12 protein-coding genes are annotated in these 13,972 nt (G+C 39.5%); 4 read left to right on the top strand and 8 right to left on the bottom strand.

The genetic code is table 11. From position 1 onward, the window contains the following. Window positions 1–19 precede the first annotated feature (19 nt). Entirely contained in the window at window positions 20–1,075 is a 1,056-nt protein-coding gene (locus BM179_RS14700) for an AMP-binding protein (RefSeq protein ID WP_092017909.1), read from the bottom strand. Window positions 1,076–1,158: 83 nt separating this feature from the next. Continuing rightward, window positions 1,159–1,614, bottom strand: a complete 456-nt coding sequence (locus tag BM179_RS14695; protein ID WP_177219414.1) for a QcrA and Rieske domain-containing protein — start codon at window positions 1,612–1,614, stop codon at window positions 1,159–1,161. Between the two features lie 230 nt (window positions 1,615–1,844). On the opposite strand from BM179_RS14695, the gene menB reads away from it, so the two are divergent. From menB to BM179_RS14675, 4 genes are all read left to right on the top strand, one after another. Next, window positions 1,845–2,669: a 1,4-dihydroxy-2-naphthoyl-CoA synthase gene (gene menB / locus BM179_RS14690; RefSeq protein ID WP_092017907.1), complete on the top strand. Its 825-nt coding sequence runs from the start codon at window positions 1,845–1,847 to the stop codon at window positions 2,667–2,669. A 178-nt stretch (window positions 2,670–2,847) separates the two neighbouring features. Further along, window positions 2,848–3,258, top strand: coding sequence for an EVE domain-containing protein (locus BM179_RS14685; protein ID WP_092017906.1), 411 nt, complete (start codon window positions 2,848–2,850; stop codon window positions 3,256–3,258). 125 nt (window positions 3,259–3,383) lie between these two features. Continuing rightward, a complete protein-coding gene (locus BM179_RS14680) occupies window positions 3,384–5,006 on the top strand; it encodes a hypothetical protein (RefSeq protein WP_092017905.1) in 1,623 nt (540 codons plus the stop codon). 124 nt (window positions 5,007–5,130) lie between these two features. Then, window positions 5,131–6,027 (top strand): class I SAM-dependent methyltransferase, encoded by an 897-nt coding sequence (locus BM179_RS14675; RefSeq protein ID WP_177219413.1) that lies wholly within the window; start codon window positions 5,131–5,133, stop codon window positions 6,025–6,027. A 174-nt stretch (window positions 6,028–6,201) separates the two neighbouring features. On the opposite strand, the gene BM179_RS14670 is transcribed toward BM179_RS14675, so the two are convergent. The 6 genes from BM179_RS14670 to BM179_RS14645 form a co-directional block, all read right to left on the bottom strand. Beyond that, window positions 6,202–7,080: a bifunctional 5,10-methylenetetrahydrofolate dehydrogenase/5,10-methenyltetrahydrofolate cyclohydrolase gene (locus BM179_RS14670; RefSeq protein ID WP_092017904.1), complete on the bottom strand. Its 879-nt coding sequence runs from the start codon at window positions 7,078–7,080 to the stop codon at window positions 6,202–6,204. Between the two features lie 33 nt (window positions 7,081–7,113). Continuing rightward, on the bottom strand, window positions 7,114–7,845 hold the full coding sequence (locus BM179_RS14665; RefSeq protein WP_092017903.1) for an SIR2 family NAD-dependent protein deacylase: 732 nt from the start codon (window positions 7,843–7,845) through the stop codon (window positions 7,114–7,116). A 183-nt stretch (window positions 7,846–8,028) separates the two neighbouring features. Next, window positions 8,029–9,777 carry a family 43 glycosylhydrolase gene (locus tag BM179_RS14660; protein WP_092017902.1) on the bottom strand — a complete coding sequence of 583 codons (1,749 nt, stop codon included), beginning with the start codon at window positions 9,775–9,777 and terminating at the stop codon, window positions 8,029–8,031. A 72-nt stretch (window positions 9,778–9,849) separates the two neighbouring features. Continuing rightward, window positions 9,850–11,523 carry a glucoamylase family protein gene (locus BM179_RS14655; protein ID WP_092017901.1) on the bottom strand — a complete coding sequence of 558 codons (1,674 nt, stop codon included), beginning with the start codon at window positions 11,521–11,523 and terminating at the stop codon, window positions 9,850–9,852. A gap of 78 nt (window positions 11,524–11,601) precedes the next feature. Next, window positions 11,602–12,435, bottom strand: a complete 834-nt coding sequence (locus BM179_RS14650; protein ID WP_092018030.1) for a LamG domain-containing protein — start codon at window positions 12,433–12,435, stop codon at window positions 11,602–11,604. A 25-nt stretch (window positions 12,436–12,460) separates the two neighbouring features. Then, the gene (locus BM179_RS14645; protein ID WP_092017900.1) at window positions 12,461–13,951 is read right to left on the bottom strand and encodes a RagB/SusD family nutrient uptake outer membrane protein; all 1,491 of its coding nucleotides are present in this window, start codon (window positions 13,949–13,951) and stop codon (window positions 12,461–12,463) included. Window positions 13,952–13,972: the final 21 nt, after the last annotated feature.

Below are 13,972 nucleotides of genomic sequence, written 5' to 3'. Positions count from 1 at the left end.
AAAACAATCATTTAACAGATTATTGAATCATTTTGATGGTCTGTTTTTTGTCTATTTTTCCGGTAGGCGTTTCCTTAAACTCAGGAATGAAACAGAAGACTTTAGGCATTTCATAAATGCCCAGAAATTCAGGAATATAATTGCGGAGCTTTTCGCCAATTTCCGGGGATTTTTCTGCCATTTCGATAAATAAGGCCAGTTTCTGACCCAGTTTCTCATCATCAATCCCGAAAGCAAAAAACCGGCACGGCAGTTTCATTTCTTTAAAAAGGTTTTCATAACTTTTTTCTACCTTTTCCAGCTGTATTTTCACGCCACCGCTATTAATAATATTGTCGAAACGGCCAATCAGTTTAAAAGTAGTATCATCCAGTAATTCAACGACATCATTGGTTTGAATTTTTTCGAAATTTCCTGCTGCTGCGACAATATTGAGGCAGTTTCTGTCATCAATATCTATTTTTACACCATTCAATACCTCAAATGAACTGGTTTTATCGATACCGTTCAACCGCCTGACTGCAATATGAGAAACCGTTTCGGTCATGCCATAAGTACTGAAAACAGGTACACTGAGCGATTGAATTTGTTCCTCCAGCCTTTCATTGACTGCTGCACCGCCTACAATAATGGCTTTCATTTTGTTGAGAATTTCAATTTTTTCCGGAGAATCGGACAGAATATTCTGCAGTTGCAAAGGAACAAAAGCTGTAAAATCAAAAGAGTCCTGTAAGTTGAATTCCTCCAGAGGATTGCCGGAAGGCTCGATAACAGTCATTTTCAGCTTTAATTCCAGGGCCCTGACCAGCATCATAATTCCGGCAATATATTCCACATTGAGGCATACAAGAATATGATCACCGGGTTTGAGGTTAAATTTTTGACCAGTCAGTTTAGCACTGTCCTGCATTTGATTTCTGCTCAGCAGGATAGGTTTGGGTTCTCCGGTTGATCCGGAGGTTTTGAGAATGAAGGTCGACTGACCGGAGAGCCAGTCCTTGCAGAAATTTATAACTTTATGTTCGTACTCCTTAGCCGGAGCAGGTAAGTCAGAAAATGAATCAATAAATAGCATAAACCTGAAAGTTTCCGATAAAAGCAAAGGGCATTCGGGAAGAAGGATACAGACCGGCTTCTCAAATGCCCTGCAAGTTAATGCTATTCGGTTACTTTTAGGATATTAGAGGCACTGTCAAAACTGGTTTTGTATTGTTTAAGAGCTATGGCGGCAGGTCCTAAAGTAACATTTCCGTTTCTATCGAATCTTGATCCGTGATTCGGGCAAATAAATCCTGTAGAGGCATTGTCAAAATTAATGGTTGTTCCTTCATGAGTACAGGTCTTTGAAACCGCAATAAAGTCACCGTCTTTAGTTCTTGCTACAATGACACTTCCGACTACAAGTCCGGTACCATTGGTTTTAAGTGAGACATAGGTAGCATCATTCAGATTCAGGGATAAATCGACTTTTCCTGAAGTACCTCCACCTGTAGAACCACCTCCGTTTGCAGGTTGCGGATCATTTTTTGATGATGAACAGGAGGTCATACAGTTATTTAAAATAATTGCCCCGACACTGATTCCCACAAGTGATAAAAATTCTTTCCTTTCCATAAATTTTGACATTTTAAATTTGGTTTGATAGTCTATTCGTACTTAATACGGAAGGTTTGCGTTTGAAGTTGCGTAAGCATTAAAAAATTTAATTTTGGAGCAAAAATTCTTACCAAACATAAACATTCCCTAATTTCGCAGCGTAGAAGTTTATCAATGTAAAAACTGATCAATAATATTCCTGACTTGTAAAGCAGGCTGAAAACATTACCAGAGAAAAAATAAATCATATGACTTCAAAATTCAATTGGGAAACAATTAAGGAATACAAAGAAATCTTATTCCAGTTTCATGAAGGAATCGCAAAGATTTCAATAAACCGCCCGCAGGTTCATAACGCATTCACGCCGCTTACCGTAAAAGAAATGATTGATGCCATCACAATTTGCCGTGATGACGAAAGAGTTGGGGTGATTATCTTAACCGGAGAAGGCGGAAAAGCATTCTGTTCAGGAGGAGATCAGTCTGTTCGCGGACATGGAGGTTATGTTGGAGAAGACACTGTTCCAAGATTGAATGTGCTTGATTTTCAGAAAATTATCCGCTCAATCCCTAAGCCGGTTGTAGCAATGGTTGCAGGTTGGGCGATTGGTGGGGGTCATGTTTTACACGTAGTTTGTGACCTTTCTATTGCTGCTGAGAATGCCAGATTTGGACAAACAGGCCCTAATGTAGGCTCATTTGACGGAGGTTTCGGAGCTTCATATCTGGCGAGAGTGGTCGGACAGAAAAAAGCGAGAGAAATCTGGTTTTTATGTGACCAGTATGATGCGAAAGAGGCACTTGATATGGGTTTGGTAAACAAAGTAGTTCCTTTGGAAGAGCTTGAGGAAACGACTGTTGCCTGGTGTAAGAAGATTTTAGAGAAAAGCCCTTTGGCTTTGCGCATGCTTAAATCGGCCTTTAATGCTGAGCTTGACGGACAGGCGGGTATTCAGGAATTAGCCGGAAATGCCACTTTATTATATTATTTATCTGAAGAGGCAAAAGAAGGCAAAAATGCTTTCCTTGAAAAACGTAAGCCGGATTTCAGCAAATTTCCGAAATTTCCGTAAATTTTTGATTTAAGCCAGGTTTTGATAGTCAGGTAGTTCTACAAATTTTGTAAACTATCTGACTATTTGTTTGAAACTTATCATTAAATTTCAAAATCTTGCATTGAGTATGATTCCATCATGCAGGAAATTGTCTTAAACAGAGGAAATAAAGTAAGCAACTAAACTAAATATAATTATGAACTACTGGTTAGTTAAATCTGAACCAAGTGCGTATTCCTGGGATGATTTTGTAAAACAGGGAGTTGGAGTATGGGATGGGGTGCGTAACTATCAGGCGCGCAATAATATGCAGGCAATGAAGGTAGGTGATCTTGTATTTTTTTATCACTCAAATGAAGGATTGGAAGTAGTTGGTTTAGCGAAAGTGGTAAAAGAAGCCTATCAGGATCCGACCACCGAAGATACAAGATGGGTTGTGGTGGAGATGACTGCTGTAGAAAAATTTCCTAAAACGGTAACACTCAAGCAGATGAAAGCAGACGAGCGTTTAAGTGATCTGGCTTTGGTCCGCCAGTCACGTCTTTCTGTAACACCCGTTAAACCTGAAGAATTTGATATTATCATTGGTTTAGCACACGAAGGTTAAATTTTTATGGTTTTTGCATAGGATTTGTATGATTTCTACGTTTAATATGGAGAAATATTCCGAGTGAATTAATCCTGACTACTATTCCTTTGTCTATTTCCAAAAACAATAACCACCATCAGCCAATGATAAAATATTCGAAAATATTTCTTTTTTACAGCCTGATATTATGTTTGGTTCTGCCTTCAAGTGCTCAGAATATTAAAAGAATTGAAATTCCGCTTTTAACCAGTAGCTCTGAGTACTTTACAATTCCGTTGGGAGATAATGGTGTAATTCTGCTGACTCAACTGAGTAAACAGGAATTTAACCTGGTACGTTTTGATACAAATCTGGATAGAATATGGTCTATAAACGGCACGATTGAAGCTAACCTGGATTATGTGACCTATAGTTATGATGGTAGAAATTTATACCTTCTTTTCAGCAGGTACAGAAGTAATTCTTACGAAGTAATCAAAGTTAATGTAGGACCCGGATTTGTAGAAAAATTCCAGATTTACTCTGTTGACCGGATGGAGGTTTCTGATTTTAAGGCAATTAATGCTTCTGTGTTCATTGCCGGAATGGTCAATTCCCAGCCGGTAATTCTGTTTACCAGTTTAAATGAAAGAAAAACAAAGGTTTTGCCGAGTGCGTTGAAAAGCCAGGCTGAAATTCAGTCGATGGAAATTGATACGACCAATAATACGGTGAATGTTACTTACGCAGTTGGAACAAGGGGGAAAAACTATCAATTAGTAGTAAAGTCTTTTGATGAAGAAGGAAAACAGGTTTCGCAGATTGTGATGAATCCGAATGATGAATTTGCCATGATGAACGGGAAAGTAAATCAGATTTCAGACAGTACGCAGATTATGTTTGGTACTTACGGACATAAAAACACCATAGGATCGTCCAAAGGGCCAACCTCACAAGGGCTTTATATAAGTAAACTTATTGATAATGAGGTACTTGATACCAAGTTTTACAGCTTTACAGATTTCAAGAACTTCTTTAACTTCCTGACGCCCAAACAAAAGGAAAAGCAGGAACGAAAAATACAGGATAAAAAAGACAAAGGAGAGGACCTTCGCCTTGATTACAGACTGCTTGTTCATGACATTATCAGACAGGATGGTAAATATATTCTGGTAGCCGAAGCCTTCTATCCGGATTATCGTTACCAGAATAATTATCCGTTTGGTATGGGAGGATATGGTTATGGCGGTATGGGAATGTTTGGAAATCCCTGGTATTCAATTTACAATCCTTATCGCTGGGGTTATGGAAATTACGGACTTTACTCCCCATTCAGCAGTTATTATAGCCCGTGGGGTTACAGAGGTTATGGCAGTTACGGAAGCCAGCAGATTTTTGATGGCTGGGTTTATACACATGCGGTTGTAGCTGCATTTGATGATAATGGTAAGCTTTTATGGGATAACAGTATCGAAATGAAGGACGTGAAAGAACCGAAATTGATTGAAAAGGTAAAAGCCTCAATCAACGGTGACGAAATCACGCTTTCTTATTCGACAGGAGGTAAAATTTCTACCAAAGTTGTAAAAGGTGATAAAATCCTTGAAAATACCCAGCAGAAGCAAATTGAGACAGATCAGGAAGGAGATAAAGTGAAGAAAACGACTTCAGATAACATCGATTTTTGGTACGGAAAATATTTTCTGGCATCAGGCTATCAAAAAATCAGTAATGACAATGAAGGAGCTAAACGAAATGTATTTTTCCTGAGCAAGATTAGTTTTTAAGGTATTTATTTAGTCGGGAAAGGTCCTGTACGCTGATTCTACCTTGTTTCTGACATCTCATATTGTAACTTTGCAGCGGCACTCAGGTGCCGCTATTTTTTTACCAGGTTTAAATTTCAAAAAATTGAAAAGCGAAACAATTCAACTTCTTACTCCCCAAAATTGGAAAGCCTACCAGCTGATTGATTCGGGCGGTTTTGAGAAATTAGAGAAATTCGGAGATTTTATACTTCGCAGACCCGAGCCGCAAGCGGCCTGGGATAAAAGTCTGACAGACGAAGAATGGCAGAACAGAGCCAATGCTTATTTTAAAAAAGACAAGGGAAGTCAGGAAAAAGGAGAATGGCTGGTTAAGAAAGGTATGCCTGACCGTTGGTATATGCCTTACAAAACAGAGAGTCTTGATCTTACTTTTAAACTGGCTTTATCTTCATTCAAGCACGTAGGAATTTTTCCGGAGCAGGCTAATAACTGGGATTTTATTACAGAGAAAATTGCAAAAATGCCTGTAAAACAACCCAAAGTATTGAATTTATTTGCTTACACCGGCGGAGCTTCCATTGCAGCAAAAAGTGCAGGGGCGGATGTTACACACGTTGATTCTATTAAACAGGTAATTTCCTGGTCTCGCGACAATATGGAAGCCAGTAAACTTGATAATATTCGCTGGGTGGTTGAAGATGCCTTGAAATTTGTCAAAAGAGAGGTAAAAAGAGGGAATATTTATCAGGGAATTATTCTTGATCCTCCTGCATATGGAAGGGGCCCGGATGGAGAGAAATGGGTACTGGAAGAACAGATTAATGAATTACTGAAAAATGTTGCCGAAATTCTGGATAAGGAAAACTATTTCCTCATTCTGAACATGTACTCAATGGGTTTCTCTTCTTTAATTGTAGAAAATCTGGTGAAATGCAGTTTCAGCCAAAAACTCAATCATGAATTTGGTGAATTATATTTACAGGATGAATTTCGGAAAAAATTGCCGCTTGGGGTATTTTATCGGTTTGCCAGTCAATAGAAATTTACAGAATAGACTCGACAATTTTTAATACTACTAAAAATAGCAGCAAAAGGTAAAATTTCTTCATTTTTAAGCTTTTAAGGTTAGGTTTAAAGATCGGATACGCATTATATCCGATCTTTTTGCAATATTAGGATTTCATAATGATATTTCCATGAAATCTTCTCAGAATTAATAAATTAAGCCTTTTGCAGAGAGAAGCGTGTTTTTCATCAATGAAACAATAGTCATTGGTCCCACACCTTTTGGTACAGGCGTGATGAAAGAACATTTCGGTGCAACTTCGTCAAATTTTACATCACCTTTCAAGGCAAATCCGGATTTTTTAGTAGCATCTTCTACACGTGTCAATCCTACGTCAATTACTACAGCTCCTTCTTTGATAAAATCAGCAGTAATAAACTCAGGACGGCCTAATGCAGCAATGAGGATATCGGCACTGGCGCAGACTTCTGCAAGGTTTTTGGTTTTTGAATGCGTTAAGGTCACTGTACAATTTCCGACTTTATGATTTCTCTGCATCAGAATAGACATTGGAAGACCCACAATCTGACTTCTTCCAACTACCACACAATGTTTTCCGGATGTTTCGATATTGTATCTTTCCAATAAATCCAGTACACCCTGAGGCGTAGCAGAAATATAAGCAGGAAGTCCTTTCGCCATACGGCCTATATTGATAGGATGGAAGCCATCAACGTCCTTTTTAGGATCGATTGTTTCCATCACTTTGTCAGGATTGATATGATCCGGAAGAGGCAACTGAACAATCAGACCATCCATGTCTTCGTTGTTATTTACTTTTTGAACTTCAGCCAAAAGCTCAGCTTCAGAAATACTCGGATCAAAACGAAGAAGGGTAGAATTGAATCCTAATTCTTCGCAGGATTTTACTTTGTTTGCTACATAGGTTTCTGATGCACCATTGTTACCAACCAGAATGGCAACCAAATGAGGGATTTTTCCACCGGAAACTTTAATTGCTTCGACTTCAGCACCGATTTCTTTTTTAATTTCTTCTGCTACGGCTTTACCGTCAATTATTGTCATGGTTTTGTTCTGAATTGTTATTTGAGGGGAATTTTACTCAAAATTACGGCTTGTTTTGGCATCTGACAATTTAATTGACAAATTCCTTAAAATTTCATGAAGCTGTTTTAAGCCAGTGCTTCCGGTTTCCTGGATAAAAGTCAGGTTTTTTCGTGACTGCATTGAAGGAATATGAGGGTCTATTACATAAACCGGAACGGATTTTGGAACATAGTCAATCAGGCCCGCAGCCGGGTATACCTGCATGGAGGTACCAACGATGATAAAAATATCAGCTTCAGCGCAATGCTGAGCAGCCGGAATAATATTCGGGACATCTTCGCCAAACCATACAATATTAGGGCGGAGTTGTGAGCCATCTTCTGCCAGGTCTCCCAGTTTAAGCTCCCATCCATCTATCTCGTAAATTTTACGGGAATTTAAGGTACTTCTTGACTGAAACAATTCTCCATGAAGGTGCAAAACATTAACTGATCCTGCTTTTTCGTGCAGATTGTCAACGTTTTGAGTGATAATCTGGACTTCATAAAATGCTTCAAGTGCTTTTAAAGCAAGATGTCCGTCATTAGGTTGGGCAGACATTGCCTGTTTTCTTCTTTGATTGTAAAATTCCAAAACAAGTGCAGGATTTTTCCTGAAGCCCTCTGGAGTTGCGACCTCTTCAATCGCATGATTTTCCCATAATCCGTTAGAATCTCTGAAAGTAGCGATGCCACTTTCCGCAGAAATTCCTGCACCGGTTAATACCACAATTTTCTTTTTCATCAGTTTTCAGTCGGTTTTTGGCGAATTTGCAAAAAAATCAGGGAAAGTGAACAGGGCTTAGTCTAAAAGAAAAGAAGAATCTTATGGTTTAAAACGATCGCTGATAAAAAAGGAGTCAATCCTTGCGGAAAGACTCCCTGATGAGATGAAAAGTTAAGTCTTAAGTTTTCAGATTTTCTACCCTTACTCTGCTTTCATGATAGCAGTTTTGGCAGAAACTCCATTTTCATTAATGGCTTCAATGCAGAAATAGTAAGGCATATTTTTATCCATTCCTTTGTACCAGTAATCGTTGGCATTATGTACCATAATACAATTATAAAGTTTATCAGGAGCAATTCCTGTATAAATGTTGTAAGCATAGGCATTATCAACAGGTTTCCATTTCAACCAGGCACTTCTTTTGTCGTTTTCGGTGCGGAGTACGATGAAATTTGATACAGAATCAGGTTTTGCTCCGTTTCCGTTGCCAAAAATTCTAAAATCACTGATCGCAAATTTTCCGGTTGGAACGTGAATGTTTTCCAGTTTCAGGAATCGGGTTTGAACAGGTTTATTAAGTTCTACATAGTCGTGAGGAATATCAGTTTTATTAGTGCTTTTATCTACCAGAACCTCCCATTTTTTGCCGTCGGCCGAAGCATAAATTTTATACTGATGGTAGATATTGGTCTGTTTTCCTAAAAATTCAGCATCCTGATCGGCATAGTTTATCTGGATGGCATTAACGGTTGAAATAGCTCCCAAATCAGTCTGAACCCATTCTCCTTTGTTTCCGCCTGATGCGCTCCAATAGGTTTTAATATTTTCGTCAGTAGCATTATTGGCATGATAGTTTCCGTAAGTAGAAGAAACCAAAACTGATTTGTTATAATTAAGCAGCATCCAGCCTGTAAAGCCGGAAGCAGAAGGATCCTGAGGATTATTGGCCGAATTGGGCAAATAGTGAGGATAATCCCCGAATGCCTGGTTACAATACATTACACCATCTTTGTCAAATCCGGCAGGCCAAAGTCCCAGCCTTCTTTCAAAATTGTTTTTTACCGAAATCACAATAGTACTGATATGCCAGTAATTGTTCCATTTGTCGGTAAATGTGGCGCCATGTCCTGCACCTTTTGCAAATCCACCAGGTTTATAACTAAATGGCATAGACTGGTGTGTAAACGGGCCAAGCGGATTGTCTGAAACGGCTACACCGTCGGCATAACCACTGAATTCTGTTCCGGGAGCACCATATTGAAGGTAATATTTCCCCTTGTATTTGGTCATCCATGCGCCTTCAACAAAAGGTTTCAGGAAGGTGTTGTCCAGGTGTTCGCCAAATCTGTGCCAGCCGTATCTTTCATCATTCAATAGCAAAAGCTCTTTTCTGGTCCCGATTGGCTGAAAAGTTTTACGGTTCATTTCAACACCATACAGCGGGTATTGGTTGCTGCTTCCATTGTACATGTACAATTTACGATCATCATCTACAAAAAATGCAGGATCCCAGCCTCCGATTTCCAAAGCTGGAATGGCTTCTTTCCATTCATTGGCTTTAGGATTAGTGCTCATCCATATCGGGAAATCTTTTGAATAAGTAGAGCCGAAGGCCAGTAAAGTATCTCCCTGAACCCATACTGCCGGAGCGCAGAGGTCATCATAAACTTTGTGCTGAGGCTTTAGGAATGAGCGGGATACAAATTTCCAGTTTACTAAATCACTGCTCCACCAATATCCCCACTGATTCGTTGAAAACAGATAATAATCTCCTTTATACATGGTAATTACCGGATCGGCGGTTGCACGGTGTTTCCCCCATTCTGAAAAATTCGGAATCGGGCAGTAACCATAATCCAGGTTAATCGGGTTGCAATAGGTCTGATTTTTCTGCGCTGTCAGCTTAAACGTACTGACCAGTAATAATATAAAAAAAAGCAGTTTTTTCATTTTAGGTAAGGTTAAATCAAATACTTTGTATGATTAATTAGAGTTTGTAAAGTATAAGATTTTATTGAAATTTTACAAATATGGGCTTTGGAAACCAATATTTTTCATTCCGGTTTTGATTTCCGGGCAGCTCATAAAAAGTTTCCAGAGTAACTGTGAGCGATAATTCTCAATCATGATAATCTGAGGTCCCTGATCAATGGCAAGGGTTGAATTGGCAAACCAGATATTTGTGAGGTTAAAGGCATCATAAAAACCATAATCTCCCCAAAGTTTATCTCCCAGTTTATAGTAGAAGAAGCGGAGTGCCTGCATAGATTCCTTTGGTGTATATGGAAAAGAGGACAAGGCGGCAGTCGGACTGATGACTCCGGAATCATTATTGGGTTCATGTGCGGCATAACCGTTATTGTCGTCACTGGCTGTAAGTCCCCAGCAGTTTTCGCTGTATCCATTATAGCTTTTGGGATTAGCTTTGCAATAATTGTAATTGATGAGAGAATGTGCCACATTTTGCGTCCAGTAATCAGCGTATTTATCACTCAATCCGATGGGATTAATGCCCAGAAACGAATATTGAGAGAAAAATAAAGGCCCTCCGTTAGCTGGCCCCAAAGGCAGCTTAATGCCATAATAACTGCTACCGTTTGAGAAAGAGCCATTTCTGGCCCAGCCGTTTTCATAAACTGATTTCGGAATAGAAAAAGCAGGAGAGGAGGCTGCCAGAACATAAGTAATCAATGCTTCATTCCAGCCGCTTACCGGCATATTCATATCCCAATTGTAATCCGGCGACCAATGCCAGTAGAGTTTATCTTCATTGTTTTTCCTGAACCATGACCATTCTACATTTTTCCAAAGGGTATTAATTTGTTCCCGGAGTTTAATTTCCTGAGTGTCTGTAGCACTGTTGAAGTACTGTCTTACTGTCAGCAAGCCTTGCATCAGATAAGAAGTTTCAACCAGATCAGCGGCATTATCCCTGGTACTGAAAGGGATCGTAGCTCCTGTGGAGCCATTTAACCAGTGCGGAAAAGCGCCATGGTATTTTTGACAATTATTCTGAAGAAATGAAACAATTTTCCCTGTTCTGCTCAATCCTTCACTTTTACTGATGAATTTCCTTTCAATACCAACCACGATTGCCATTAAGCCAAAACCTGTTCCTCCGGTGGTTACGATGTCTCCGGATGAATTTCGTTCCCTTGCCATACCCGAAACCTGATGCCCGAAATCCCAAAAGTATTTAAAAGTTTGTCTTTGGACTTTATCAAGTAGTAAAGAGTCGGAAATCTGAGGGAATTTGTCTGATTTGTCAAAATCCGTAGTAAGATTGACTGCAATGGGAGAAAGCAGTTTTCCGCCTTCTTTCGACAAAAGTGCAGAGGTTACAGAAACGATAAACCTGGTAAGCGGGCTTAAAGATGTCGAAGGCTGAATAACAATGGTACTATCGCCGTTTTCGAAAGTCTGTATATAAGGAATAACTGCTCCGTTTTCTCCTCTGAAGAAAATAGCCGATGATATGGTAGTCTGGTTAACGGGGGCTTTAAAGGAAAGTTTTAAAACAGGCTGAGGACTGACATTCGAATAGTCAAAACCATTAAAAACTCCGTCAACTTTCAGGGTATTAAAACTAAATGATGAGGGTATAACAGGAGGTTGCGGATTATCAACCGGATCTTTTTTGCAGGAAAACAGAAAAGAACTGATCAAAAAACTAATTAAAAGGAATGGAGACTTCATTTTTTCAAAAAGTAGAAGTAGTTAAAATAAAAGAGGTTGCTTTAAGCGGCAACCTCTTTCAAATCTGTAATCAGGAAATTATTTTCCGCGGCCTTCCAGTTTTACCAAAGCATTTACTTCGCTTTCGCTCAACGCTTTGTTGTAAATTCTGACCTCATCAAGCTGTCCGGTTAAATAACTGGCCCAATCCTGACTCGTTCCGTTATTAAGGCTTGGAGAAGTCTGGAATTGTACAGTTCCGAATACCATTCTGGTTGGTTTCTGGAATTTGATAGCACCAAATCCTTTTACAACCTGTGTGGCAATTTTATTACCATTCACAAATACCTTAAAAGTGGAGCTGGTTTCATCATAGGAGACTCCGATACTTGTCCAGGTATTCCAGAAATTATTCAGGTCATAATTTCCAAGCCAGGCATCAGTTCCGTTATTATTTACATGGATTTTCAGCAAACCTTTGGTGTCAGTGGAACCATTTTCAAGAAAAATGGTAAGATTTCCCCAAAATGAATCAGGATTTGCGATATCCAGAAGCCCTACAATCCCTTTGGTATTCTGAGGAGTATTTACCCATGTTGTAACTGTAAAACTTTTCAGATTCTGAACCGCAGGTGAAACGTTCGACACTACATATTTTTTGTCAGCACCCTGAATCGCATTTCCTTTTATGCCGGGAACGAAACTTGTTCCGCTGTTTTCTCCGGCAGTGTTTGAAACGGCATCAATATAATTGTTGTCAAAAGACCAGTATCCTACCAGATTTGAAGGTGCTATATCTTTTGTACTGGTAAATCCACCGATGCTTATAGAAGGAGCGTAGCTTTTTTCATCAAATTTCTCATAACAAGAGCTGAGGATGAGTCCGCTTCCCAACACTCCTGCAAGAAATAAACTATTTTTTATATTTTTCATAATTCCGATTTTAAATGTTGAAGAATTAATAGCCGGCATTTTGTTTCAATAAACCGGCACTTAAATCGATTTCAGTCTGAGGAATCGGCCATACTTCATTTCTGCCTTCTTTAAATCCTTTAGGACCAAAAACTGCAGCACCACGTCCCTGACGGATTACGTCGAAGAAACGATCAAATTCCATGGCTAATTCCACTCTTCTTTCATGATAAACCGCTGCACGAAGTTTTGCCTGATCTGTAGTAATTACATCAGGGAGAATACCTGCTTTACCGCCTCTTGCTCTGGCACGAACAGCGTTTAATGAGGTCAGAGCCTGCGCTGAATTTCCTAATTCATTGGCAGCTTCAGCATTCATTAGCAATACCTCAGCATAACGGATGACACGGATATTCTGTTCAGCCCCTTCATTATAGCCCGAAACATACAGACTGAAAGGAACATATGATTTTTGATTGTACATCGGATTATCTCCGGCAGCCGGAATGACGTCACCTTCAGGAGTTGTTTCTCCTCTGAAGATAATCGTTGCATCTTTTCTCGGGTCTCCATCTTCATATTCATCAACCAGGCTTTGCGTAGGAGTATTGAATCCCCAACCGCCTCCAACAGAAGCTCTTACACCCTGAATTTGAGAATATTGTGAGTTTGAAGCATCCGGATTTCCTAAAATAAGCTTACACTGAATTTCAAAAACAGACTCAGAGCTGTTTTCATTCTGGATTCTGAATAATTGCTCATAATTCGGAAACAATGCATATCCAAGTCCCATTACCTGATTGGTAAGTGCCAGTACATCGCTCCATTTCTTCTGATACATAGCTACTTTAGCATTAAGAGCCAGGGCGGCACCTTTAGTCGCTCTGCCTACATCAGCTGCACCATAAGATTGTGGCAATACAGCAGCTGCGTCTTTCAGATCCTGTTCAATTGCAGCCCAGATCTGCGCTTTCGGTGTTCTCGGAATATTATATTCTGAAGCATTTTTAGGCACATGTAATCTCAAAGGAACATCGCCAAAAGCTCTTACCAGTCTGAAATAAGCATAAGCTCTGATAAATTTTGCTTCAGCTAAATAGCGTGATTTAAGATTTGCATCCATTGAAATCGCCGGAATGTTATCTAAAACCTGATTGGCGAAGTTGATGTTCTGGTATTGACCTCCCCAGAAATCACCTAATTGTCCTTCAGTTGAACTTGCGGTAAACGTGTCAAATTTGTTGAAGAAAGTGGCATCACTGGCGCTGCTGCCTTTTTCTGTATCATCTGAACCAACGCTTTCAACAGCCACCGGAGCAAAGGCTACATTTTTCCATTCACGAAGGTTGGCATACATAGCATTTACTGCTTTGGTAGCATCTGCTTCATTTTTCCAGAAAGCTTCGCTTGATTGTTGTCCCTGCGGAGGAACATCCAGGAAGCTGCTTTGGCAACCAGCCAGAATAAAGAGAGAAACGGAAGGGACAACCCATTTCACCTTTTGTAAGAGATTTATAGTATTATGATATTTTTTCATCGTAATATTCTTAAATGTTTT

It is taken from the genome of Pseudarcicella hirudinis (assembly GCF_900115665.1).
GTDB lineage: Bacteria > Bacteroidota > Bacteroidia > Cytophagales > Spirosomataceae > Pseudarcicella > Pseudarcicella hirudinis.
The sequence above is the reverse complement of the archived record's forward strand: the minus strand, read 5'-3'. Positions and strand labels throughout refer to the sequence as shown.